22 protein-coding genes are annotated in these 25,681 nt (G+C 48.4%); 2 read left to right on the forward strand and 20 right to left on the reverse strand.

Annotated features, from left to right (window positions below; genetic code table 11):
- Nucleotides 1-38 precede the first annotated feature (38 nt).
- From ACFVSO_RS25440 to ACFVSO_RS25485, 10 genes are all read right to left on the reverse strand, one after another.
- The gene (locus ACFVSO_RS25440) at nucleotides 39-434 is read right to left on the reverse strand and encodes a hypothetical protein (RefSeq protein WP_387479355.1); all 396 of its coding nucleotides are present in this window, start codon (nucleotides 432-434) and stop codon (nucleotides 39-41) included.
- Between the two features lie 24 nt (nucleotides 435-458).
- Nucleotides 459-938 carry a hypothetical protein gene (locus tag ACFVSO_RS25445; protein ID WP_387479358.1) on the reverse strand — a complete coding sequence of 160 codons (480 nt, stop codon included), beginning with the start codon at nucleotides 936-938 and terminating at the stop codon, nucleotides 459-461.
- A gap of 264 nt (nucleotides 939-1,202) precedes the next feature.
- Nucleotides 1,203-1,586: a hypothetical protein gene (locus ACFVSO_RS25450; protein ID WP_387479361.1), complete on the reverse strand. Its 384-nt coding sequence runs from the start codon at nucleotides 1,584-1,586 to the stop codon at nucleotides 1,203-1,205.
- A 168-nt stretch (nucleotides 1,587-1,754) separates the two neighbouring features.
- Nucleotides 1,755-3,821 carry an Ig-like domain-containing protein gene (locus ACFVSO_RS25455; protein WP_387479364.1) on the reverse strand — a complete coding sequence of 689 codons (2,067 nt, stop codon included), beginning with the start codon at nucleotides 3,819-3,821 and terminating at the stop codon, nucleotides 1,755-1,757.
- A 232-nt stretch (nucleotides 3,822-4,053) separates the two neighbouring features.
- Nucleotides 4,054-5,592, reverse strand: a complete 1,539-nt coding sequence (locus ACFVSO_RS25460) for a stalk domain-containing protein (protein ID WP_387479367.1) — start codon at nucleotides 5,590-5,592, stop codon at nucleotides 4,054-4,056.
- Nucleotides 5,593-5,697: 105 nt separating this feature from the next.
- Entirely contained in the window at nucleotides 5,698-7,173 is a 1,476-nt protein-coding gene (locus ACFVSO_RS25465; protein WP_387479370.1) for an FAD-dependent oxidoreductase, read from the reverse strand.
- A gap of 1,011 nt (nucleotides 7,174-8,184) precedes the next feature.
- Nucleotides 8,185-9,069: a YwqG family protein gene (locus tag ACFVSO_RS25470; RefSeq protein WP_387479373.1), complete on the reverse strand. Its 885-nt coding sequence runs from the start codon at nucleotides 9,067-9,069 to the stop codon at nucleotides 8,185-8,187.
- A gap of 50 nt (nucleotides 9,070-9,119) precedes the next feature.
- On the reverse strand, nucleotides 9,120-9,986 hold the full coding sequence (locus tag ACFVSO_RS25475; RefSeq protein ID WP_387479376.1) for an SDR family oxidoreductase: 867 nt from the start codon (nucleotides 9,984-9,986) through the stop codon (nucleotides 9,120-9,122).
- Nucleotides 9,987-10,185: 199 nt separating this feature from the next.
- Nucleotides 10,186-10,719 carry a GNAT family N-acetyltransferase gene (locus ACFVSO_RS25480; protein ID WP_387479380.1) on the reverse strand — a complete coding sequence of 178 codons (534 nt, stop codon included), beginning with the start codon at nucleotides 10,717-10,719 and terminating at the stop codon, nucleotides 10,186-10,188.
- Between the two features lie 87 nt (nucleotides 10,720-10,806).
- The gene (locus tag ACFVSO_RS25485; RefSeq protein ID WP_387479383.1) at nucleotides 10,807-11,355 is read right to left on the reverse strand and encodes a hypothetical protein; all 549 of its coding nucleotides are present in this window, start codon (nucleotides 11,353-11,355) and stop codon (nucleotides 10,807-10,809) included.
- A 344-nt stretch (nucleotides 11,356-11,699) separates the two neighbouring features.
- Between ACFVSO_RS25485 and ACFVSO_RS25490 the strand changes: the two genes are divergently transcribed.
- Nucleotides 11,700-12,518, forward strand: a complete 819-nt coding sequence (locus ACFVSO_RS25490) for a dihydrodipicolinate synthase family protein (RefSeq protein ID WP_387479386.1) — start codon at nucleotides 11,700-11,702, stop codon at nucleotides 12,516-12,518.
- Between the two features lie 85 nt (nucleotides 12,519-12,603).
- Here the strand turns inward: ACFVSO_RS25490 and ACFVSO_RS25495 are convergent, their stop codons facing one another.
- The 10 genes from ACFVSO_RS25495 to ACFVSO_RS25540 form a co-directional block, all read right to left on the reverse strand.
- A complete protein-coding gene (locus ACFVSO_RS25495; RefSeq protein ID WP_387479389.1) occupies nucleotides 12,604-13,038 on the reverse strand; it encodes an SRPBCC family protein in 435 nt (144 codons plus the stop codon).
- A 216-nt stretch (nucleotides 13,039-13,254) separates the two neighbouring features.
- A complete protein-coding gene (locus ACFVSO_RS25500; RefSeq protein WP_387479392.1) occupies nucleotides 13,255-14,442 on the reverse strand; it encodes an ETX/MTX2 family pore-forming toxin in 1,188 nt (395 codons plus the stop codon).
- A gap of 200 nt (nucleotides 14,443-14,642) precedes the next feature.
- Nucleotides 14,643-17,219, reverse strand: coding sequence for a winged helix-turn-helix domain-containing protein (locus ACFVSO_RS25505; protein ID WP_387479395.1), 2,577 nt, complete (start codon nucleotides 17,217-17,219; stop codon nucleotides 14,643-14,645).
- A 198-nt stretch (nucleotides 17,220-17,417) separates the two neighbouring features.
- The gene (locus tag ACFVSO_RS25510) at nucleotides 17,418-17,993 is read right to left on the reverse strand and encodes an SCO family protein (protein ID WP_387479398.1); all 576 of its coding nucleotides are present in this window, start codon (nucleotides 17,991-17,993) and stop codon (nucleotides 17,418-17,420) included.
- Nucleotides 17,994-18,008: 15 nt separating this feature from the next.
- Nucleotides 18,009-18,350 (reverse strand): c-type cytochrome, encoded by a 342-nt coding sequence (locus ACFVSO_RS25515; RefSeq protein WP_387479401.1) that lies wholly within the window; start codon nucleotides 18,348-18,350, stop codon nucleotides 18,009-18,011.
- 31 nt (nucleotides 18,351-18,381) lie between these two features.
- The gene (gene cyoD / locus ACFVSO_RS25520; RefSeq protein ID WP_387479403.1) at nucleotides 18,382-18,708 is read right to left on the reverse strand and encodes a cytochrome o ubiquinol oxidase subunit IV; all 327 of its coding nucleotides are present in this window, start codon (nucleotides 18,706-18,708) and stop codon (nucleotides 18,382-18,384) included.
- Nucleotides 18,709-19,335: a cytochrome o ubiquinol oxidase subunit III gene (gene cyoC / locus ACFVSO_RS25525; protein WP_387479406.1), complete on the reverse strand. Its 627-nt coding sequence runs from the start codon at nucleotides 19,333-19,335 to the stop codon at nucleotides 18,709-18,711. It lies immediately after the preceding gene.
- Nucleotides 19,335-21,314, reverse strand: a complete 1,980-nt coding sequence (locus tag ACFVSO_RS25530) for a cbb3-type cytochrome c oxidase subunit I (protein WP_387479410.1) — start codon at nucleotides 21,312-21,314, stop codon at nucleotides 19,335-19,337. Before ACFVSO_RS25530 ends, cyoC begins: the two co-directional genes overlap by 1 nt.
- Nucleotides 21,315-21,334: 20 nt before the next feature.
- Entirely contained in the window at nucleotides 21,335-22,258 is a 924-nt protein-coding gene (gene cyoA, locus ACFVSO_RS25535) for a ubiquinol oxidase subunit II (RefSeq protein WP_387479413.1), read from the reverse strand.
- Nucleotides 22,259-22,518: 260 nt separating this feature from the next.
- Complete coding sequence (locus tag ACFVSO_RS25540) at nucleotides 22,519-23,676, reverse strand: benzoate/H(+) symporter BenE family transporter (protein ID WP_387479416.1); 1,158 nt, start codon at nucleotides 23,674-23,676, stop codon at nucleotides 22,519-22,521.
- Between the two features lie 266 nt (nucleotides 23,677-23,942).
- Here ACFVSO_RS25540 and pdxR point away from each other — a divergent pair, with 266 nt between their 5' ends.
- Nucleotides 23,943-25,379, forward strand: coding sequence for a MocR-like pyridoxine biosynthesis transcription factor PdxR (gene pdxR / locus ACFVSO_RS25545; RefSeq protein ID WP_387479419.1), 1,437 nt, complete (start codon nucleotides 23,943-23,945; stop codon nucleotides 25,377-25,379).
- Nucleotides 25,380-25,681 lie beyond the last annotated feature (302 nt).

The following is a 25,681-nucleotide window of genomic DNA, read 5'->3' on the forward strand; positions in this document are numbered from 1 at the left end:
TTTTATTTTCGCGGTGAATCAAGCTGTTGCTGCGAACGTTAATCCCAATCCATATAAAAAGTTGCCTTAAGCAAGCCCTCGCTGCAATCTGGACAGCTTAGCTGGACAGGAGCGTTGTGCTCAATCGTTATCTCTTTCATCATCGTAGCGCATCCCTTGCAACTGTACGTTTGTTTGAATTGCGAAGTTTCTGACTGCATCTCCATGTACAGCTCGTTTTGAATACCTCTGCACTGCGGACAAACATACATCGCGTCATAAGCATTAAATGTTGTTGCTTGATCCTTCATAAAGATTTCGATCTTCCGCTTGAGTGAAGGATCATGAACGAACGAGGCAATCGACTTAAGTGACATATACGAAAAACCAAAACCCACAAAAATTTGATTATGATATTGGCAGGTATCGCATTCCAGTTTGAACGCTTCTCCCATATTCAGCCCTCCCGTTACTCCTAATCATTTCAGCGGGATATGGTATAACCGGATTGCCGTCTCCAGAGATTCGTTAAGTCTGCGAACCGTTGCAAAAGCAGGCTCCAACGTCTCTTCTATTCCATCGACAAATAAGTCCATATGCCATTTCAACGTTGTTCCTAACTGCCTGCCGATGGGAGATTCCGGTGGAAGTGCGAATGGTCTAAGCTGCACCTTCGTGCCTGCCCGCGCACAGTCTCTTACAAACCAAGCCAAAAACTCCACAGATACTAGGCTTTCCGGCGAATAATCAAACTCGATCTCCAACTGGAGCAGCACTTCCGACTCCATCCCGCCGCCGGTTCGCAGCAGGGCGGCATGAGGAAGATGTGCATTATCGCTGTACCCCAGCATGTCCGCATCAATCGGCTCCAAATTTTCAACTCCGCTTTCAACGCCCGTAATGCCTTTTAGCTTAAAGAGGGTATGGTGAAATTGTTCGATATCGATCGGGTAGCTCATATTTTTCTCCTTGTCGTGATAGAATCTGCCTTGCACAATGATATTCGATTAGTCCCTGTACCTATAGTACCATATCATAAATTTGACAATCAGGTATCTGCTTCATTACAGGCAATGAATGCGATTGTGGTGGAATATCTACATATCTACATGAGCCCGTTCAAAACTTTGCTTATAAAAATAACCAGCCGTCGATTGCTTGCTGACGACTGGTTACTTGAACTTGAAAAAGGTTTGGACTTGATTTATGATCGGGCTTATCGATTAATCTGTGTAAGTCAATGTACCTTTCACTGTTGCACCTGTATTCGTATATTCATCCACATAGCTGACAACGACATGATATTCTTTGCCTCCGGCAAGATAGACATCATTCGTTTTCGTTTTATTGGCTGTATCCACGACTTCTGTTACAACGGTTGTTGTCCCCTGCATAACCACGCACATTCCGGCTACTGCTGAGCCACTGCCAGTACAAGTAAGTTTGGCGTATTTATGCCCGCCTGTAATCTTCGAGCCGCTCTTGGTCATGGGCGAAGATCCGCCTGTCACGGTTGCAGTTGAGGTATGTGTGGCAGCAAAAACATAAGTAAATGATGCTAATAACATAACCGAGCTTAATAAAGTAACAACCAGCTTTTTCTTCATTCCTAATACCTCCCAAATTTAGTAACAACAGTTAGAATCCTATGATTCGTATTTCCCATTTAGACCATCGCCCGTGTGGTTGCTGATCCCTTCCTGTAATAGCAAAAAGCAGCCACTCGTCTAAGATGGCTGCTTTTTGCGCGTTTCCATGCACTTTCGAAGTCCTTTTTATACCCCAGTGAACAAAATATTGATATCCTCGTTGCCGTTTTTCGTTTTCCATCCGTTGAAGCCTGCCGCGTCAGTAATGCCTGGTTTGAACCCGAGTTCGTACACCTTGCCCGCCGTCAAGTCTTTGGACAGCTTCAGCGTCACTTCGGTGACGATCGCATTCGTGTTGTTCAAATCATCGCCTGAGATAGCAACGGCATCACCATCGCGCTCCTTCAGCGTGAAGGATTGTGCGCTCACATTTTTCACCGGCTCGCTGAATATGACTTTGATAGTCGAGCGGTTCAGCACAATGACTTGTTTTGCGTAAGGAAGATCATTGGCAGTCACCGTTCCCGCGAACGTGGTTTCGTTCGCAGTCTCTTGTGTTTGAAGCGAGGTAACGCCTGTTACCCGTGCCGTATAGACATGGCCCGCTTGGAACAGGTTCGGATTCGGATCATTTCCGGTACGGAATTGGACGGTCACCACACGATTCGTCCCGGCTTTACGTACCGCATATTTGCTCCATCCGTTATTGTTGATGTTGCTGCCATTATCTTTCAGAATTGCAGCGCCTAGAGCATTCACGTCCGCGTCGCTAATATCTCTGTCGAACGAGATCTCGATCGTATTTTCGCTAATTGCCGCTATGCTTTGAAGCTTCACCGGCAGTACAGGATTGGAGATGCCTCCAAAGAGAAGCCCCGTCTTCGTATCCATCACATTGCCTGCAAGATCAGGAATGCCCGATACAGTCAGGCTGTATACAGTTTTGTCCTTTTGGGCAGAGGTCCGAAGGGTAACGGTGCGTCCCTCGGTGTCCAGGCTTGCGGATACAATCGACAAGCCGCTAATACTGTAACGTCCCGTCTGTACAGCAACCTCTCTCTTCACCGGCTCGCTGAATTTAATGGTCAAGGATGCGTCCGTATTGACTCTGAATTCCGAATCAACTACAGTCGGCTTGATCGAATCATCATTGCCGACAATTGACAAGTCTGAGCGTGTATTCATCACATTGCCGGCGAGATCCTTGATATTCTTAACGGTCAGCGAATACTTGGTATTGTTCGTTTGGCTTGAGGTGGTCAGTGTCACCTGTCTCTTATCTGATGACAGCTGCAGCGATGTAACTCTCAATCCGCCGGAGAATGAATAGTTATTCGTATTCGTTGCTGTTCCCGAGTCAACTTGTTCGGAGAATGTCAGCACATAGACGCGAGCCCCTAACCGCTCAAAGCCAGTAATGGTCGGTTTCGTCGAATCTGACTTCGTTGAAGTAAACGTCCATGATCTGCCATCGATAGTGAGATAATGAGTGCGGTTTTCAGCCTGATAATTAGTCGTAAGCAGCACAGAATAACCGTCACTTGCCACTGTTGCGTATGCGATCGTCACATTGTTGCCGCGATCATCACGCAGCGAGAATCTGCTGGTATCCACCGAATCGATCCTCGTCTTCAAGTTGACACGTACCAACTGGATGTCTACAGCCTCTACCGATCTCACATCAAGCGCGGTATCCCAGCCGGAATAGACGGCATAGACCGCATCTACAAGCACAGCGCGCGTCGCGTTGACGGTGTAGTCGTTCCGAGGTTCAATCCAGCCTTTGCTAAGTGAGGTTCCTACCGCACCCTTAGCCCAGGCGGATACCTTGCCCGTAAACGAAATATTCGAATTTGATGGGGTATTATTTACTTTCAGCAGGATGGCGGCCAGCTCCTCGACCTTCACCGGAGCCGTCGGCGCGAATTTGTTATCCCCTTTGCCGACCATCAGATTAGCGCCGCGTACCGCTTGAATTGCAGCGTAGGACCAGCGTGTCTTCAGCACATCCACAAAACTTGGCGTTGAACTTGATTGGGGCAATTCAAGCAGCTTGTAGAGTACGGTAGCGAATTGTTCACGTGACATGGATTCGTAGAGACGGGATGATCCGTCCTCAAACCCCGTCATAATGCCTTTCTGCTTAAGCACTTGGAACTTCTCTTCCGTCGTGAGCGACGACGCTCCCGCGATCGGAATTGCCAGTCCAAGCAGTAAGGTTAGCGCAAGCATTGCAAGAGCGATTTTCCTCATAATTACAGTCCTCCTATAGGTTTTTGCTGGAACCGAAGCCAGCGAATATCTCTTTAACGATCTGACCGAGGAAAATGTTTCTGTCGAAGCCTGTCACATGCAAAACTAGTCAAAATTCGAGCAAACTTTCAGATTTCCGCCTTATATTCCCCTCTTCATTGCATCCATTAATGATGTGAATTAAAAACGATTTCCCTAAGGAAATCGCTTTTACCTTTATTCATTTTCACCTCTAGACACCCTTGTTCTCCCAGTTAAGCTGCGCTTGGAAGCGATAGCGCTTCAGCTCAGCCGAGGATAATGGCGGCAGCGACTCTTCGGTGGTGACCAGAATGAATCTGGAATCCCGCTCCCAGCCAACCTTTGTCCCGAATGTCTCCAGTACGATACGAGCTGGAATATAGGTGCGTCCCTTTTTTAACCGGGCAGGCTCCTCCAGCTTAATGGCTTTGCCGTTGATGTAGGCCGTATCTGAATCTACAAGGAGTTCAATCGTGACACCGTCTTTGCTGGCAGTTACTTTCCTCGCTTCGGAATCCCACTTGATCTTGGCGCCCAGCTTCTCCAGCAGATCGCGGAATGGGACAAGGGTATGACTCTTTTGGATAAATGGTTCGTTATCCATCCATAGCAGCTCATTATTCCATACAATTGCGGCATCGTAACCGATTTTATTTACCGGCGCGGCATGAACCAGCCAATCTCCTGCGGGAGGAAATGTTGTCTTAATCGGTTCGTTCAAGAAATTGAGCCATTTCCCTGAGTGGGCGTCTATAGTCGGATGCCAGCCGTCCATGAAATACGTAATTTCCGGTTTAAGTCTAAGCCGGTAAGCAAGCTTGCCATCTATATATTCCAGGTTAAGGTCATACATGCTGAGCAGCCGTTTTTTTGCGGTCCAACTGGAATAACCGGGCTTTATTTTCTCTTCAAAGGGAGGATTCTCCCATTGATACTCCTTTGGAAACGTGCCGTCCATAGCCATGATGTATTGCTGGTGGAGCGCATACACGAGCTGCGGCTGCTCCGGGTCCTTAATGCCTTGCCATAAGAGAAAAGGCTCAATGGCTTCGTAGAAACGCTTGCCTGCTTCATTCTGACTGATTGGCGTTGCCTCGCTTGCTTTATCCGGCGTGTAGACACGTTCTTCCCAATCTGCATAATAGGAATTAATTTGACCAGTTCGTCGGTCTACCGCAACGCTTGCACCATCCCACGCATCACGAACACCATGATGAGAGCGGTCAAAGCGAACCTGATGGAATCGCTTGGACTGGAATTTCGTAGTGTTTTCCGCGAGCGGATAAGGATTGAATACCCAGCTGTCTTCCAGCTTCCAGTCCTGCTGTTTCATGAAATCCATGGCGATTTGTTTTACTTCATCGATCGAATATTTCATTTTGCTTTCATCATCGGGATCATCGCCGGGTTCGCCTCTGAAGCTCGATCTTTGGCTTACTGCATATTTCGCAACACGCCCGTCCTTTGCATACATAATAACTTGACCTGTATGGAACGGACTGCCGCCTTCGTCCTTTTCATCCTTTTGGAAAATGACGTCCCACTTATCGCCATCTTGCTTGGCTGTTACTCGTGCTTCTTGGGGAATGAGATTTAATGAATGAGCACGCTCAATCGCTTCGGAAGCGTCGTTAATCTTCGTATCCGCAATTGATTCTGCATGTACAAATGACGAAGGCAAGGCAGTCAAGGCCCCGCCAAACGCAAGCGTCGCTGCCAGAAGAAGCTTTATTGTTGGTTGTTTGATCATGTTCACCTGCTCCATCCATAATGGTTAATCATTGCTACTGTTCTAAACGCAGCAGGTGAAATAATGTTGCGACTTTTGAGATCATGTTATGAAGTGTGTAACTTGCTACTTCTTAACATCCAAGTGCCCGTTATCAATCCGCCTAAGCTCTTCCTCTGAGTAATCGGCAATCTTATTTGCTCCGTTTTCACTCGTCAGCTCAATTTTGTATTTCTTCTTGATGTAAGCGTGCAGTTCGTTCATGTCTTCTTCCGTAAGATCAACCAGCCCAGTTTTCCCATTAATCTGGCCCAGAATGATACCGATGACTTCACCCGCAAGCGAAGTATTCGGCTGAATACGCGCACTGCCATAAGCCGGTGCGGATGCCCCTACATTTTTGCCAGCGACAATGACATTCGAATAATCTTTTAGAATAAATGATCGCAGCGGCATTCCGTATTTATCCGGCTTTCCAAGCGCTCTTCCCCATCGCTCTTCTTTCACGCCTTGGATATCCAGCGAGTACCCGCCAATACTCACATTGTCCCAGAACATCTTGCCCGAGAACATATCCGTTGCGGTAAGCACATAATCCGTTACATAGCGGTCATAATCACGAATGTACAGATAGTCCGGATAACCGTTTACCCGCGCTTGCTCCCATCCGGGCAATTCCTTCTGCAAGTGGGCCAGTACGCGATCTATCTCCGCTTTCCCAAGCGCGACAGCTTCCTCAACCCGCTGCGGGTCGGATGGATCGACATCATAGATCAGTAATGCGTTAATTAACGCATCACCGTCTTTTTGATTCAATATGTTTAGTCCGCGCAAGAAAATATCTTCCCGGGTCGGAGTGTAGCTGCTGCCTACCTTGCCAAATCCCCATGTAAAGATATTCGTGACATGGGTCGTACCGCCATATCGTCCTTCCCTCGCAGCCTGATCCAATCCCATCACGGATTTTTGGAAGGTTTCCCAGTCGACCCCTTTGAACTTCATCATAATGGAAGAAGCCATATAAGCCTTTTCTTCCAGATCGAAGATCGATTCTACGCCTGCAATTCGATCCTGCGACAATTGGCTGGACAAGTAGGCAAAATCCGTGTTTTCCACCCAATACTTGGCTTCAACCGTTTTCTCTTCGCCAGCTTGATTTTTGTAAATCAATTTCGTCAAATCTTGTTTGTCGCTCTCGCCTTTATCAGATTCAATCGATAGGATTTCAATTCCGGATTCAATATGTATGCCTGACAGCAATTGATTATAATAAGCCTCAAAATCCTCTAGTTTACGGATATTCCCATTCTTAAGCTCCACAAATAATTGCTCAACCTTGCCCTGCAGCAGCGTCTTGTTCGAACCATCCGTTGGCTCGTCCAAATATAGCATCTGACCTTGCAGCAGCTGACCGCCAGCCTTCTCTCTAGGGTCCAAGATAACGACGGATAACCCCTCATCCTTGGCAGCTCGAGCCAGATACGCCCCTTCAATTTCAGAACCGATAATAACAAGATCGGGATTGTCAATCATTACCGTTTGCTCCGGCTTCTCTTCACCAGGGCTTACACACCCGCCAAGCATCAAGATTGCGAACAACATTACTAACCCTCTCAATTTCTCACTCCTTAAGTATGTATTCAATTCCGTCTACTTCTCTATCCTATAACGCAACAACCATACCCTAAGTTACAAATTTTTGTCATTTCACTAGCATCATACCAAGAATACTGTCGCTTCCAGTCTATGAAACTGGATCACAAGATTTTGTTATAAGAGACTGTTCAAGATGGACCATTTGATTTTTTTATTTGATAGGTGGAGTTGTCATTAAACACGATATGTAGGGGGTTGTATTCTATTTGATATCGATTGTTTTTGAGCATTTGTGCTACCTGGTGACCAATCTTGAATGGATACTTTTCTGTCGCAACATACCTATTGGGAGCAACCTTTTCATAAAAAACAAGTTGATCCTTCCACATCGTGGGTCTTTGAAAGTGTATGATAGCAAGAAAATGTTCATCTACGGTTGAGCTGGTGTTCAACTCATGAATATATACGGGGAATGTGTCTTTGTAAAAAATATAAGTGAGGCCTGTAACAAGGAGTGGAATACAAAGTAAAATAACGATTAGTATTCGTTTCTTAACGAAAAGAAGGATAAGAAAAGTGAAAATAATGCTATATAGAGCCATAAAAAGCGTACGAGTGAGGACAACCTCCATATGGCCCCACAGGATAAGCACTTCATGACCAGGCTTATTGTTTAGCCATACACGAATGGCAGTTAGTATAACTATCAATATGGAGATCACAATGATGAGTGGAAGTCGTGATTTTATCGTATTCATTTTCAACTCACCTCTAAAGTAATAATCTAGCATATATACTATTATATAGAATGCTTGTTCAGCCTACAATTACTCAGTGTTTCTCTTCTGAGAAACTCGCTGTCTGAGAAACATGTTCTGAACAATTGTTATTCGTCTCATTGTCGAGACATTCTGGTTTCGCATGGATTGGGCGACAGACGAAAAAGGGGTTAAACTATCGACGAAATAAGCATAAAAAAGCGACAGTCTTCTTTTGAGGACTGTCGCTGCTGCTATGTTAGCTGGAGTATAGGGAACAATAAGTACGGGTGAAATTCCCGGCAAGCAAATCTTCCTTACGGATGTAGAATTGAAGCTCCCCCGCATCCCACCAGCAAAATCCTACATCTCGATCTGAGTCCAGTGCAAGTAGAAGCAGGGTATCGCGGACTTCTTGCTCCGCTTTTGTCTGGTCCCCGTTCATATGTACCGTTATTCGCTCCAACGCTTTTGACTCAGAATAGTTATATTCTTCGCCCGTAAGCAGCGCCAGCGCCGCTTCATATTCGCAATCTCCATGCTGTGTCGCAGGATAGCCAAACATAACTGCCAGATCACCTGAGTTATTATCGGTCAGATCAAAGGTCAGCTCTTCATATTGATCGTAATCATGCTCGTCATCCTCCAGCTGTTCACTATCCGAATAGCCATAATTCGGAGGCTCAATCGACGCCCTCCCCATTACTTGATATCCGGTGAAATCGTCTTCCAGCGTCGTATCCTCCGGCGATAGCCTGTGTGTTGCACTGTGGAGCTGTTCCTCTGTCAAGAACAATACTTTATGTTCAATATGATAGGCAGGTTCGTCTATTCCGACGAAAAACAACAACATCCCGTCCTTCGGCAGAAGCGACGACTCATCGTGAACCGCTATCTCGGACAGCCGCAATTGGGCCAAAAAAGTCATAGGCGTCCCGTCTTCATCTATCGGCCATTCCATATCTGCAGGCAGATCGGGATCGCCGCCAATGCGGGAGTTGCCAACCTGCTCGTAACTCTCCAGTTCTTGCTTAGACAAGCGGATACCTTGACGTACCGTCTTCTTCAAATAGTCTAGTGCATGTTCAAAGCCATGCTCCTGAACTATTTTATGCAGTTTCACTTGATTGTTGGCGCTTAGCAATGTGGTCACTTCCTTTTCATAAAATGCTGCTGTCTCTGCCTATTCGCTGCTTAAACCTCCGGCCAATGAAAGCCTGTCACTTTCTCGCTCCAGCTCCAGAAGCGGCTAGCCTCTTCGGCATCACTTGCGCGTGCGGTGACCGGTGCCAGCTTTTGCTTATAGTAGTACCCGCCGCTTACCCCTTGAACATCGGGCGAAGTCGCTAGGTATATCGCAGTGGCAGAGCCTTGCTCAGGTGTCAAAAAAAATGGCCGCAGCATGCGATGCACCAACGTACCGAAGCCGGTGCTCCGGTTGACGCCAATATCCGTAGAAACTGCTCCAGGATGAAGAGCATTGACCGTAATCCTCGTTCCCTTCAAGCGTCGAGCAAGCTCCTTGGTAAACCAAATATTCGCCACCTTGGAGCGTCCGTAGGCGCCCCATACTGTATATCGCTTTAGCAAATGAGGATCATCATAATTCATTTGTCCGATTTTGTGCGCGCCTGAAGAAACAACGACAATCCGTCCTGCCTCGCTTTTCGCAAGCAATGGAAGCAGTTGTCCCGTCAGAACGAAGTGGCCTAGATGGTTCACGCCTAGCTGACGCTCGAAGCCATCCGCCGTTTCTTCTCTTCCAATGGTTACAACACCTGCATTGTTGACGAGCACATCAATCCTCTCGCAGGCAGCGGATAACTCCTCGGCAGCCGTCTTAATACTAGCCATTGAAGCCAGATCGCAAAGCACGAATTGGGCGTCATTTCGTCCACTATGGTCGTTCACGTATCGGACAGCTTCCAATCCCTTCTCGCGGTTCCGACCCATGAGAAAGACCTTCATTCCATGCTTCGCGGCAAGCAGCGCAGCCGTCTCTCTGCCCATCCCCCCGCTGGCTCCAGTCACGACGGCGATTTGTCTGTTATCATCTTTCATAAATATCACTCCTCTCTATTTACAATAGTTATTCTCTTTATGGATCTTACTATTTAAACTGTATTTATATATCTATTACGATCAAGTTCCTGTCAAAATTCAACTCACAAACATTATTTCACACTATTAAACTATTCTCAAACCATAATCAAAAAGGCAGCCGGTCTACTTGACCGCCTGCCATGGAATCATTGCAAAATCATAACCCTATCTTCCACTCTTCCTCTAAAATAGCGTAAAAATACCCATCCCACCATCCTGTGCCCTTCTTGTAATGGGCAGGGATGCACTTTCTAAAATGTGCTTCTCTTTTCATCCCGATCTTCTCCATAATGCGATATGATGGAATATTCTCCGGCTGGCATGTCGCAATGACGCGATGAGCGTTCAATTGCTCAAATGCGAACTTGAGCACTTCTTGGGCAGCCTCAGTCGCAAACCCTTGATTATGGTATCTCGGATGGAACACCCAGCCGATCTCGTACGTATTCTCGCCATACCATTTATGAAAAACCATATGACCGATTAACTTATCCCCATCAAGTAATCGAACGGCAAATTTCTCCGCTGTCTCCGCCATGTTTTGAAGCACAAAAGCTTTTGCTTCCTTTTCTTGAAATACTCCTTCCGGCATATATTCCATCACTTGACGGTCAGATGTATATTCAAGAACGGCAGACCAGTCCTCTGTGCGAAACTTGCCTATGCTTAATCGCTGTGTACTTAATTGCATGATTATACCCCCTGTCATCACTCCATATTAGCATTTGGGGGCGGTGAAGGACGGCTATAGGAAAACTATCCCGGCTTAAATGATTCATTATTCTAAAATAAATCGCTTATTTACAAATCCGTGTCTTGTAAAATGCTTCTCCGTTAACGCGTTGGAGATCGCTAATGCTTGCTCTCTGGTAGTTGCAGGACCTGCAAACATAAGACCATTTTCTCCGCTCCAATACCTCCCGTTCGAAATACTTTCAGATTCGACTTTATCTTCACTCGGGATCATAAAAACGACCGAACTAAAATCTGAATTAGCAAACATGATACCATCGTTAAAAAATTTTGTTCTGACTTCCCACTTATTCGTATCGTCAAGGTACTGGTACACCACTGGACCATATCCTTCTTTAGAAAAACGCACAATTACTTCCCTACTCTCCTCCGGCACCGGAATATCTCGGTTCGCGAACTCAAACGTCCCTTTAAAGGTGCGAATTCCTTTCAAGCTTCTGGACCAATGGCCCTTTATGCGTACAGTCTCAGCTTGCACATTGCCGCTGTTTTCAGCTCCGAGCTGATAATTCACACCTTCAATCGTCTCATCGACCGGATGTTTTCGGGTGTATTCATAAATTGATCCAATCAAAATGATAATGGCTCCAAGCAATAACACAATTAAGCCTATTTGAATCGGTCTTTTATACCTATGTACAAGCATTCATCTACACGCACCCTTCTCCCGCACTAAAGCTGCATCTGCCATACCATTATTACATGAACGCAGTATAACGCCCTTTAGTTGCAAATAAATACCATTGCTGCAGACAGAAAGTTATTACTGCATTCGAAGCTGCTATGTTCCTTTGCATTCCGTCATGAACCGGTCTGTCCCAACAGCCAGGCCAATGGCTGGTTACAACCAAAGCTCCTCATGCTACGATATCCCTCAAATGGACTATCCCCAAACACTTCCCGCGAGGAGGACGCCCCATGTTAACGACGCATAGCTTGCGTGGCTTATTCGTTCCTGTCGTCACACCTTTTGATGAGCAAGGCAAATTGGATTGGTTGTCCTATGAGAAGCTTCTGGATCGGCTAGTCGGAAGCGGCATTCAGGGGCTTGTCTTAAATGGCGTTACAGGAGAAGCTTCTTCGTTGACTGATCATGAGCTGGAGGCCTTAATCAGAATTGCGCGTGACGCATCCCGAGACATTCCCGTCATTGCAGGTATTGGCTACAGCAAAGCATCGACCACGGATAAGCGTATAGGGATTCTAAAAGAACTCGGTGCTGAAGGTGCATTAGTACCGTTATCCAGTCTTCACTCCAGTCTTCAGAAGACGTTCACACCACTTCTGGAAGAATTGACAACAGCCGGGCTACCGGTTATTTTGCATGATCTTCCTGTACCTGGAGAACGGCCAATAGCGATTGAACAGGTATTATCCTTGTTGGAGTATGATCAGATTATCGGAATTAAGACTAGTACCGGAGATATCCGGAGATTATTTAAGCTGGCCCGATCTTCGGAGAAATCGGTGCTTTGCGGCGAAGATGCATTGTTTTATGCATCGCTCAGCTGCGGCGCAAAGGGCGGTATCCTTGCAAGCTCCAATCTGGACAGTGATTCGTATTTGAGAATCGTAGAACAATTCCGTGCCGGTTATATTCCGGATGCCGGACTAATCTTTGATCAATTGACGCCGCTGATTCGATTCTTATGCACTGAGCCATCCCCTGCTCCGCTAAAGTGGCTGCTTGCCCAGCAGGGATACATTCGCTCGGGGAAGCTACGTCTGAAAGCATGAGGACCAAGCTCCCTAGACGATCATTCGAACAACAAATAAAGCGCATGCCATGGTCGGCATGCGCTCTATAGGCTGCAACTGGATCTTACTTTTGTTCAGCCGTTTCCACATATGTTTTGAAATTGTCTAAAATCGCCTGCCACCCGGCTTGCTGCATCTCTACGGAATTGGTCGCTTCCGCTTCGAAGGTTTCAATGATTTTGGTGTCGTTTCCTTCGCGAATAAACGCAATCTTCACTTGTCTGCCATCGCCAATCGTATAGGAGATACTCTCGTTAACGTTCACCTCATCGTATACGCCGCCAAAATCAAATCCGAAGCTGCCGTCTTTTGCTTCCATTCTGGATACAAATGTACCGCCGGCTCTCAGGTCATTCTCAGCGTAGGGTGTATGCCAGTCGTCCGAAGCCTTATTCCACTGCTTAATATGCTCCGGCTCCGTCCAATAGCTCCATACGCGATCGACTGGAGAAGGAACGATTGCTTCCACTGTTATCGTTACCGGACTATCTGCTCCCATTTCATAACCTCCTAAGTGGCATTCGTAGAGTGCTCGTCTACGCCTCTTATTATAGCATGAAGTTCATGGCTAGATTTCTTTTCAATTGCTTTCATTAAACATGAATTCAAATGACCAAACAGCCCCCGCCCTATAGGCTTAATGGGAGCTGTTTTCGATAAGGCATATCCCGAATAGTCCATTGAATTCTAGCCGCTCATGCGTTGACCTTGTTTGTTATACCGCCAATGTTTTCTTCTCAATAAACTCGCCATTCGTCACTTCCCACCAGGTCTCTTCCGTATCGATCTGATGAGCGAAGGTGCCCGAAACGATGATTTCGATCGGCTCTGCTCCGGGAGCATTGGAGTTCAATCGGAGTTTGCCCGTGTATGTGACATCATACTTCGCCTTGTAGATGACCGCGCTCACCTCTACATTTCCTCGAGGCGGAACATCTACTGTGCAAAGCTGTCTGAAGGTCGTCGACTGCAGCTCTGTCGTGCCGCCGCCTACGGAGTGGGTTTCTGTATTGACCACGGAGTTTTCGAAGGAATATTTCGTAGACTGCTCCATTTCAGCGATGAGTCCCGCTTTTAATTTTAAGACAATTTCAACATCCAACCCGAATTTCAACCCGACCTGTGTAGCATTCGTTCTCTGCCAGGTACCGCTGACCGTGTTGCTCTGGGAACGTGTTGCTTCGAAGGTGTGGGTGACCTTCTGGTCAGACTCATTGTTGAAGTTGCTTCGGATCAAATATTGTGGAACCAGCTCCATGTCGCGGGATGGCGTGCTGACCAGATCCACCAGCTGCAGGTTGCTCATGATGGAACCCGAGTTCAGGACATACGGAAGCAGATCATTGGGGAAATCTTCAGTCGATGCCCACATAAAGAACCCGCTGCCTTGAATGTTCCAGGTGCTCTCATTGTCCTTCCAAATCTCGCTTGACATCAGCTCGGAATGCCGCACCAACGCCTTATGGACACAGCGAAATTGCGGGTCCGGGTTGAATGTCGATTCGTTCGTCCCATCGAAGATGGCAGCTACGTCGCTTAGTGCGACGAAGTGCTCGCTGGCTAGCGGCCGGTAGAGGCATAGCTGACCTTGCTTTAGAGGTCCATTTTCTTGCGGCGGGAATAGCCTCTTCCACCCGTTCGGCGCCTGCAAGACCTCGCTCATGCCCACATTACGCACGACCAACGGTGCTGCCGACAAGCCTTTCAAATCTTCTTTAGTCGGCATTTTGTCCGTCTGATTGATGCACACATGACCGATCCGGTACTCATCGGCTTGAAGACGCGGCCTCCAGTAATAAGCATCGTAGTACTCCTTGATTAGTTCGAGCTGGTACTGCTCGCGCAGGGTGACGAATTCAACAGGCGTCAGATTCGAATTTGCAGCTTGCTGTTCGACTAACATCAGCTTTCCTCCTTGTTTTTACCCCGAATTTAATCGCAAAACATGGTCGTTGTTGGTCTGTGTTAGCGGACAAGCCATTCCATATCTGCAAGTTCTACTTTAAATGATGATCAATCGCGAATGAACTCCCCGAACGGGGAGGTTTGTACAGAAAAATGAGGGGGGTAGGTTTGTGGCGCATCTTAAAAAGAATACTTTGGTTACTTTACTGTCGAATTAGCTGGTTTAAGCCATTGATTAGCGCGCTGAACAGCCTGCACACGAGTATGTACGCCCAGCTTTCGGTACATATTCTTCAAATGAAACTTTACCGTTTCCGTTGTAATGTTCAGCTTAAGAGCGATTTCCTTATTCAACAGTCCGTCCTTGATCAATCGGAGCACCTTTATTTCTTGCTCGGTCAACAGACCCTTAAGCCAAGCTTCGTCTGCGTGGGAGCTATGCAGCGCATGCAGAAGCCGTTTGATATAAGCCATTGCGACCGGAGACAGCTTGCCGTTCTGCTGCCTCTTCAGGTATAGAGACAGCAGCTCAGCCATCACTGTACCTTCGTCCGCAAAGCTGCGAACATATCCCCCGGATTCGGCCAATTGCAGCACGGTGCCTAATTTGACCAAAGCAGTCTCTGTCTGACCTGAATAATGAAGCGTTGTACACTGAACAATCATGACCCGGATGCGCTCTCGCAGACGGTTATCCCTGTCGATGATACGATATAGCGTTTCTAACAGGCCAATGGCTTCCACTGATCTTCCGCCTACTGCAAGCACTCTGGCTAGAACAAGATACTCTGACATTCGATTCAGTGATACCCGATCCGTCGGCGCCAAGCCGCATCCCTCTGCCCATTCCAGCGCAACGCCATACGCCCCTTGACGCAGGATGAGATAGGCTTGCTCTGCTTCGATTTTACACATAATCCATTCATAATCCGGGGATTCAATGGTGTACTTCAAATGCAACAGTTGCTTGGATGCCTCGTCGGGATGTCCCAACGCCAGTTGAAGCCGCGCAGACATGCAGACTAATTGAACCCATATCTGTACATAGGACGGCAAGTCCTCTCTACCCATAGCCTGGGTGAGGTACAGCTCCGCTTCTTCCAGTCGGTCCCATTCATACAGTAATTTGCAATAGGTGATATAAAGGTAGCCGATAAAGGGGAAATAAGCCTTCTCCTCCCAAGCCTTGATCCATTTCCGCAGAAAGGGCTCTATCGCATGAAGATCATGATTTAACGTCAGCAGGTCATTGAATTTATCTTCGCCCTGATACCGTGTTCGCCCCATCGTATGAAAATAGATGCCATTATCCCCCTCCTGAAAATATTGATCTAATCGTTCAAAATAAGTCGATGTTCGAAGCAAGTCCCTCTGTAAATAAGAGAGAATTCCGCAAAAGAAATAAATGTTGCCCATAATCGTATTCCATTCCGTCTCAGGCCATTTGTCCTGAAGGGCTAGAAATCGGAGGTGGGCTTGCTCGGCTCTGTGAAGAGCACTACTCCATTGTCCTCCAGTCAACAGAACGGAAATATAAAACATTTCGATCATCGGCTTATCCTTGTAGGAGCTTGCAGGCAACGCGGCGATCCAGTTCATTAACACGGAGCTTTGGGTGTGGATAAATTCGGACAGGTTTTTTTCGATCAACCGGACAGCGTCCTCCGTGCTTCCTCCTTTCATGTAATGCTCCACCGCTTCCTCATCATGCGCATGATCTTCCAGCCAATTCGCCGCGCGCACATGAGCTTGCTGCCATTGTTCCGGATTTGTTCTGGCCGCCATCTGCTGCAGAAATTCAGCAAACATATGATGATAACGATACCAGCTCCGATGCTCATCCAGCGGGATTATAAACAATTTCAGATGCTCTAGTCTCTCCAAATGATCCTGACTGTTCATTTGTCCGGTTACAGCTTGGCATAAGGACGCGTTCATTCGGCTCAGGATGGACGTCATCAGCAGAAATTCACGCAGAGGCGCCGTCAGATGCCGGAACACCTCTTCTAACAGGTAATCCGCAATATGCTTCTGTTGACCGTTGAATTGACGAATGGATTCGGCGATGTTAGCGCTCCGCCTAAGCCTGATCGCCGCTAGCTGCAGCCCGCTTACCCACCCCTCTGTCTGATGGCAGAGCTCCGACACCTGCTCGTTCGTTAACGACAAATCAGCAGTATCCCTGAAATACACAATGCCTTCATCCAATTCAAATCGCAAATCCTGCATCGTAATGTGTTGAACCTCACCTTGAGCCAATAATCGGGCCGTTGGAATCGCCCAATCCGTACGGCTCGCGATATAGAGGTGAACATGTGCAGGCAGCTGCTCCAGCAGGCATCTCAGCGCTTCATGAATAACGGGCTGCTCAATGAAATGAAAATCATCCAGGATGATCACCAACTCCCGGGTTAGTAGAATCATTTCATTGCATAATGACCACATCGCGATCTCATACGATTCAGCCGATTCTTTCTCAAGGAGAAACGCGATGGAATGGCCGAAGCTCGGAATCTTCTCCTGAATGGAGATGAGCATACAGCTCCAAAATTGGCTCCAGTCATTATCCAGCTTATCAAGCGATATCCATGCCGCGAGCGCCTGGCTCTGCTTCACCCAATGGGTTAACGCCGTTGTTTTGCCGTAGCCGGCTGGCGCGGAAACAAGCGTGAGCTTCAAATGCAGTCCCTCATCCAGTTTGCGCATCAGCCTGGGCCTGTGTACTAACGATCTGCCCATTAGCGGAATCTTCAGTTTTGAGCTAATCATCATCATATTTCCCCCTCACTATACTTTGAGTTGCAACTATGTCATTCGACCGTATTACAACCATTCCCTTCTCTTAAGAATCGGGATTGTCCCATTAACGGAGCGAATAAAAAGGCTGACATCATCGATCGATGCCAGCCTTGGAGCTAATATAAAGTTATTCTTGTATTAGGAATTGAGCGAGGGTTCTCTTACCCATCTCCCTTATCGCTGCAGCGCTTTAATATCTTTGATGATCTTCTCGTATGGCGTATTTTCCAGCCCGTCATATTTGGCCACGACCGTACCGGATTGATCGACCAGGTAGAAGGACGTGCCGTGAATCACTTGCCCGGATGCTTCGTCCTTTGCGATAGGCGCTTTGAAGGAACGCAATACAAAGGTTTTGATCGCATCAAATTCATAGCCGGTCAATGCGCTCCAATTGGAGAAATCCGCATTAAATTTCCCCAAGTAGCTTCTGAGTGCCGAGGGGTCATCATGCTCGGGGTCTACCGAGAAGGAGACGAGCTGTGCATCCACATTAGCCGACTTCAACCGTTGCTGCAGCTCGGCCATATTGACCGACATCACGGGGCACACAGTCTCGCAATAGGTGAAGATCAAATTAGCTACCCACACGCTCCCCTTCAGATCCGCTAAGGAAATCTCTTTCTCATCCTGATTGGTGAACGCAAACGGCTCTACCGTATAATTAAGCTGGTTAGGCTTGCCATTGCCGCATCCGGCGGCCGCCAGCATAGCTAGAATTAGGATACCTGTCAAAACTATCCTCTTCATCGTGATCCCGCCTTTCTATTTCATCTTCGCCAGCCATTGCGCCAAAGCTTCGATTTCGTCCTGATCGAGTCTATTGCCATAAGCCGGCATCCCTCTCCCGGAGCCTTCTCCAATTATGGTTGCCAGCTGTTCAGCCGTATAGGCGGAGCCGACGATCTGCAGGGCCGGACCGACCCGTCCGCTGAGATCATGGGCATGGCATGAGATGCATTGCTTCTTGTAGATCGCAACCGCGGCAACATCTGCTGGCGTGGAGATGGTCGATTGAAGCACGCTGTTATCCGCTTTCTGTCCGCATGCGGACAGAAGCAGCAACATCGCCAGCACCGCCGCGAAGAATCCATAACCTCTTCTCATCGTTGTCCCTCCTCTGCATTCCGCAAGCCTCTTATAATGCGACCATATTGTACATCATGATCCACATCGATCCCGCGACAATGACGAATAGAATGACGAGCCCGAAGAGGAGCGATATCAGGTTGTAGCGCGGCTTCTTCTCCTCGCGCAGATGCATGAAGAACAGCAGCTGCACCGCCAGTTGCAGCACAGCGGCAATCATGAGCGCGATTGCGCTCGCCTTCCCCTCCAGCCAACCGTTTAGTACGACCCCGATTGGGATAAAGGTCAACACAAGGGAGAGTACAAATCCGATCGTATACCATTTGAACGAGCCATGCGCTTCTTCCGGCGAATGGGTCGAATGCGATTGTGCCAATTAGCTCACCCCCATTAAATAAACGACCGTAAAGACGAAGATCCAGACGACATCAAGGAAATGCCAGAACAAGCTGATCACATTCACCTTGCGCTTGGTAACCGGAGTAATTCCTTTTTTGGCTAATTGAAGCATGACCGCGATCATCCATACGAGCCCGATTACAACGTGCAAGCCATGTGTGCCGACCAGTGTATAGAACGCGGATAAAAAAGCGCTGCTGCCCATTGTGGCCCCTTCGTGAACCATATGCGTAAATTCGCTAATCTCAAGCCCGATAAAGATGCTGCCTAACAGGACCGTGACGCCCAGCCAGCCGATCAACGCCCGCTTGTTCCCTTTATTCATCGCCAGTAGCGCCAATCCGCAAGTATAGCTGCTCGTCAGCAATATAATCGTACTGGCGATAATACCGCCCAGCTCGAACAGCTCTGCCGGGCCCGGACCCCCGTTCGTATTGCCGCGAAGCACAATATACGTGGCAAAGAAAGTACCAAAAATGATCACATCCGTCATCAAATAAATCCAGAATCCTAAGGTGCGCATCCCCTCCTGATCAGGATGGTCATGATGCTCAGTAGACTGCTGGGATGGATGGACCGCTGCCTGTGCGTGAGATTGAGACATTATGCGTTCACCTCGCCTTTCCGCGCTTGCGCTTCCGTACGCTGAATTTCATCAACAGAAATGTAGTAGTCCGTATCATAGTTAAAGGAATGGGCAAGCATGCATACTGCTACGCCAGCCAGACCCGCAATGATGAACCATGTCCAGTGGAATACAAAGCCAAATCCGGCAACAAACCAGCAAGCTGACATTAGAATCGGAATACCCGAATTTTTGGGCATATGAATCGGCTCTAGTTTCTTTGCAGCAGGCACAGTCCGCTCGCCCCGCTCCTTCCGCTCCCACCAATCATCTTGTACAGTGACCTCAGGCAGGGTGGCAAAATTATATAAAGGCGCTGGCGATGGAATCGACCATTCCAGCGTTCTTCCGTTCCATGGATCGCCCGTTGTGTCCAGATTCGCGTTCCGATGCTTCAGCCCATGCGCAATCTGCCACACCTGAATGAGGAAGGCAATGCCCATAATGACAGCGCCGATTGTGGAGACCAGATTGAGGTCGCCCCACCCCTTGTCCCAGCCGTAAGAGAAGACTCGGCGTGTCATGCCCATTAGGCCTAGCACATATTGCGGCATGAAGCATAGATAGAAGCCGATATTCCAGCACCAGAACGCCCATTTGCCGATGCGCTCATTCAGCTTGAATCCGAATAGCTTTGGCCACCAGTAGTAAAGACCAGCAAAGTAACCAAACACAACCCCGCCGATAATAACATGATGAAAGTGAGCCACTAAGAAATAACTGTTATGAAATTGAAAGTCCGCTGGCGCAACTGATAGCAGCACGCCTGTCAGTCCCCCGGTCACAAAACAAGGGATAAAGCCGATCGTCCATAACATCGGCGTCTCGAATGTGATTCTGCCGCGGAACATGGTGAATAGCCAGTTGAACACCTTCACCCCTGTCGGAATTGCGATCAGCATCGTCGTCAGGGCAAAGAAGGCATTGACATCCGCCCCGGAGCCCATCGTAAAGAAGTGATGCGCCCAGACGAGGAAGGACAAAATACTGATGATCATCATCGCGTATACCATAGACTTGTAGCCGAACAGCTTCTTCCGCGAGAAGGTCGCTACAATCTCGGAGAAGATGCCGAATGCCGGCAGGACAATGATATACACCTCGGGGTGTCCCCACATCCAGATCAAATTAATATACATCATCGGATTCCCGCCGCCATCCAGCGTGAAGAAGTGCGCGCCGGCGTAGCGGTCCAGGAACAACAGAGCAAGCGTCGCGGTCAGAATCGGGAAGGAGAAAATAATCGCAATACAGCTCGACAGCACCGACCATGGGAACATCGGCATCTTCATCAGCTTCATGCCTGGCGCCCGCATTTTCAAGATCGTCACAATGAAGTTGATGCCTGTCATCAGACTGCCGATCCCTGAAATTTGAATCCCCCAAATATAGAAGTCTTGTCCAACGCCCGGGTTATACATCAGCTCCGAATAAGGCGGATAAGCAAGCCAGCCCGCATCCGGCGAACCGCCTATGATAAAGCTGAGATTGAACAGCATCGCTCCGGCGAAGAACAACCAGAAGCTTAGCGCGTTCAAGAACGGGAACGCAACGTCTCTGGCCCCGATTTGCAGCGGAACGATAACGTTGAACAAGCCGAACATAAACGGCATCGCCATAAACAATATCATGATGACGCCATGCGTCGTAAAAATCTGGTTATAATGATCCGGCAGCAAGAAATCAAGCTGCGGCACAGCGAGCTGCACGCGCATCAGGAGCGCATCCACACCGCCGCGGAATAACATCAGAAAGGCGGACAGGATGTACATAATGCCGATCTTCTTATGATCGACCGTAGTCAGCCATTCACGCCACAGCCACTTCCATTTCTTGAAATAGGTCAATACCGATACGATGGCAATAAGCGTCAGCGCAATGCTGACATCTGCCCCGTAGATTAACGGATCCCCCGTTACAAAAAAATCGGAAGCAAAGTCTTTTACTTTGTCCCACATCTTAAACTCTCCCTTACCTATTAATCTCCGGCCGGCCTCTCAGCGAGCTCGAACTTTTGTGCTTCCTCCCATGACAATCCATGGTTGTGGGACGATGCGTATTTGGTCACCGTCATCTCGAACAACCCTTCCGGGAAGGAAGAATATGTTTTGACCTGCGAGGTAGCCGGCTCCACCAATTGCTTATACCCCTCTAGCGTCAATACAGGGGAAGACTTCTTGACCCCGTTCACCCACTCGTCAAATTCCTCCTGCGAGGTAGCCTCCACATCAAAGTACATATCCGCGAAGTGAGTGCCCGTAAAGTTGGCGCCGGAGCCCCAGTACTTCCCTTGTTCATCCGCCTGCAAATATAAAGTCATCGCCATACCCGACATCGCGTACATCTGACCGCCAAGCTGTGGAATCCAGAAGGAATTCATCGGCGAATCAGCCGTTATCTCGAAGCGGATGGGTACTCCAGCCGGAACCTTAAGCTCGTTCACGCTCGCAATCCCTTGCTCCGGATATTGGAATAGCCATTTCCAGTTCAATGAAGTCACTTGCACCGTCAAAGCCTGTTGCTCCGACTCCAACGGCTTTGAAGGCTCCAAGGCATACGTGCCTTTCACTGTAAACACAGCCAGGATCAGAATGACGACAATAGGCACCCCCCACCAGATCGCCTCCAGCTTCGTACTGTGCTCCCAATGAGGCGTATAAGCCGCTTTCCTGCCTTTCTTGTCGCGATATCGCCACACGATAACCGCTGTCAGTATGAGTACCGGTATAATGACGATACTGCACAACACCAGCGAGATGATGATGAGATCAAGCTGCTGATCTGCAATCGGCCCTTTTGGATTCAGCACAACCATTTGCTCCGTGCATCCAGTTGCGAGCAGGAGCAACAGGATCGGCATCAATACGGAGGTCAATCGCTTGCTTGCTTTTGACCATTTCATAAGTTTCAGCTCCTTTCTTCATGCTTTCCTGGTTTTGAAATCAACCTAACTGTAGTGGAGATCAAGAGAGGTGTCACCAGCCGGTGCAAGCGAATATACAACCAGCCATGTTCAACAAATTGCAACAATTAGCAGACCCGAATAATCCAGCGCCCATTAAGCTGCCGCCCCTTTTTTGCTGCAACAGCCTCAACAAAAAACCAGCCTATATCCGCATAAAGACGGACATAAGCTGGTTTTGGCAGGGATGATCGTAACGATTATAGGTATTCTTTGGCGTTCCGCTTCTTCAGCAGTTTCATGAAGACCATACCAGCCAATAAAGCCCAGACTGGCGTGGAGATCCCGAGCATGCCCAGATGAAGTGCGGCAATCGCAAAGGTGATGCATGCAGGAATCAACAAGAACTTGTCTGAGAAAGCGGATTTCAGCGCTCGCAGAAACAATCCTAATAAGGAGAAACCTGTCAACATGGCGACAAATGGGGATGGCAAGGCATCCAACATATCAATGACTCTCCATGCAAAGGCCCCAAAGACAATGACGATCACGCTGGATAGAAGCGCTGCCCCGTATCTTTTTTCCTTGGGTCCCGCTTCTGCGCTGCTGCAGAGAGCGCTCATTAATCCCCCGACATTCGCAGCATTTCCCCCAAACCACCCCGCTAAGATACTGGCAAACCCGGATGCCATCAGGGTCTTATTCACGGGGGGATTGTATTGATTGCTTCTTAGAGCCGCAAGCGCTACTGCCAGATCATTGCTGAGTATCAATACCGACATTGGAATAGCAATCGACAGGAAGCCCTCTATGGTGAATTGGGGAATGACAAGAAGTGGCGGGATATAATCTGCATGCGGCAAGGCTGGCAACCGGAATTCTAGACTAAGCCCAATCAGTCCGAAGAGAATCGACCATAATACCGGAGGCCATTTTTTGAACACCCTCGGCATGATGAAATAGCCCGCAGCAGCCAGCAATCCGGCATACGGCAACTGGACGGCAGCAGGAACAATGCCTATGACATAAGAAAGCAGGACACCAGCCAGCAGTGCATCAATTAAAGACTTGGGTATCACGTCCATGACTTTGGCGAATAAGCCGGAGATTCCCGCCAGCAGAAGCAGAACGCCGGACATGACGAATGCGCCCGCCAATTGAGGAAAGGTGAAACCGATAGCCGTCGTGCCCAAAAAAGCAGTCGCTGTAATGGAGTGAGCCCCAGCGAATGGAATCCTGTATCGCAACGTTAAGAATAAATTCAACAAGCCTCCGATCACATAAGCCGAGGTGAACCAGGAGACTAGCTCTGCTTTGGTCAGTCCCGCCGTTGCTGCTGCTTGAACAATCATGATGGCACCGCCGGTGCATGCCAGCAGTGCAGACATCAACCCGGACATGATCGTTTTTGTACCCATAAGCTTCAACCAACCTTTATTTATTTATCTGTAAAAAATGGTATTGAGCCTTGAAGCTTTCCGCCCATACGGAATATATCCGTCGTCCCCTCATCATAATCATTGTGCGCTGCCATGAAACCATCCGTTGCAAAAGAAGATAGACCATCCATGTTCACAGAATGCTAAATGATAACGACAAAATCGCCGGTTCATCCTCATGAATCCGTGTTACGATAATAGTCGCATTTGACTACACGGACATCATGGTTCAAGGGGATTACAACATGTGGATGCCTGATCGCAATAACAAAAAGACGCTGTACGAGCAAATTGCCGACCATCTGGAGCAAAGAATATCCTACGGCGAGTTCCCTCCAGGGAGCTTGCTCCCCTCCGAGCGAAGGCTCGCTGAGCAACTGGGTGTGAACCGCAGCACCGTCATCTCGGCATTCGCGGAGCTTCGCTCCATGGGCATTATCGAAAGCCGCTCCGGCAGCGGAACACGGGTGAGCACCTCCAAATGGGGAGCTACGCCCAAGCATACGCCCAATTGGAGCCGCTATGCCGAAGGAGGCAGCTTTCTGCCTAACTTGCCGTTTATGCGGAGAATCCGCGAGGCTCTTGCGCAATATCCATCCCTGATCGATTTTGCGAGCGGCGAGCTGTCGGCAGATCTGGCTCCTACGCAAGAAATCTCTTCATTAATGAGCAAGCATGAATATACCTCCTATCTGGGTTACGACAACCCGCAGGGTTCGATTCCGTTAAGAGAGGCTTTAGTCGACTATCTACAGCAGCACCGCGGAATTCGGACAACGGAGTCCTCGATTCTTATCACATCCGGTTCCCAGCAATCGTTATATTTAATTACGCAATGCCTGCTGTCACCTGGTGATGCCGTGGCCATCGAAGATCCTTCGTATTGTTATTCGCTGCCGATGTTTCAGTCTGCGGGGCTTCGTCTATTCCGCTTGCCGGTCGATCAGGATGGCGTTATGCCCGAAGATGTTCGAGCGTTGTATAAAAAGCATCGCATTAAGATGGTGTTCCTCAATCCAAACTTCCAGAACCCGACGGGAACGGTGCTAAGCAGCGAGCGGCGCAAGCGTCTGCTAGATATCGCCAGCGAATTAGGGCTCCCTATCGTAGAAGACGATCCCTTCAGCTTGACGTCCTATGAAGCCGCTCCCCCGCTGCCGCTCAAAGCAATGGATAACGTCGGTTCGGTGCTGTATATGGGGTCCTTCTCCAAAATCGCCGCTTCAGGCCTCAGAGTCGGATGGATGGTAGCGCCGCATTCTATTGTAGAGCGGCTGGCTGATGCCAGACAACAGATGGATTTTGGGCTAAGCATCATTCCGCAGCAAATCGCAGGACAATTCCTGCAGTCGCCGTTGCTCCTTCCCCATCTGGACAATCTTCGGATGCAGCTGCAATTCAAGCGGGATCTGCTCATGGAGTCCTTGGAGAAGGAGCTTTCAGGTCTAGTCGAATTTGTGGCGCCGGAAGGAGGCCTGCATCTATGGTGCAAGCTGATCCCGAATATCCCTGAGGGCAAGCTGTTAGAGGAATCGATCAAGCATGGAACGGTATTTGTACCGGGAAGCGTGTATGGCTCCGATCCGGGCTACGTTCGATTTACATTCGCCAGAGCCAAGCTAGAGCAAATCGCCCCGGGCATAGCCGGTTTTGCGAAGGCGCTGCGTGCGCTGATGGTATGATGATCTGCTTACAAGCATACACAAAAAGGAGCTGCCTTGAATGTCGGAAGTGACAATAGAGGCAGCTCTCATTTTGATTCGAAAATAACGGTATTGTTATTGCGTGTATGAACTTTGGGGCATTACTCGCTCATTGGCTGGGATTAAGTCGATAGGATCGACTTAAATGCCAGTAGCAGCCTCGAACGTCCCTTTTAAGTCGATAGAACTATATAGCCCCCTAATCCAGTTGGACACTTTCTCCACTTCAGATACACTAAGAATAGGTGGAGGAGTTATCCATGAAAAGACGGTTTCGGTGT

Origin of the sequence: Paenibacillus sp. NPDC057967, assembly GCF_042887015.1 — a bacterium.
In the GTDB taxonomy this organism is placed as follows: Bacteria; Bacillota; Bacilli; order Paenibacillales; family Paenibacillaceae; genus Pristimantibacillus.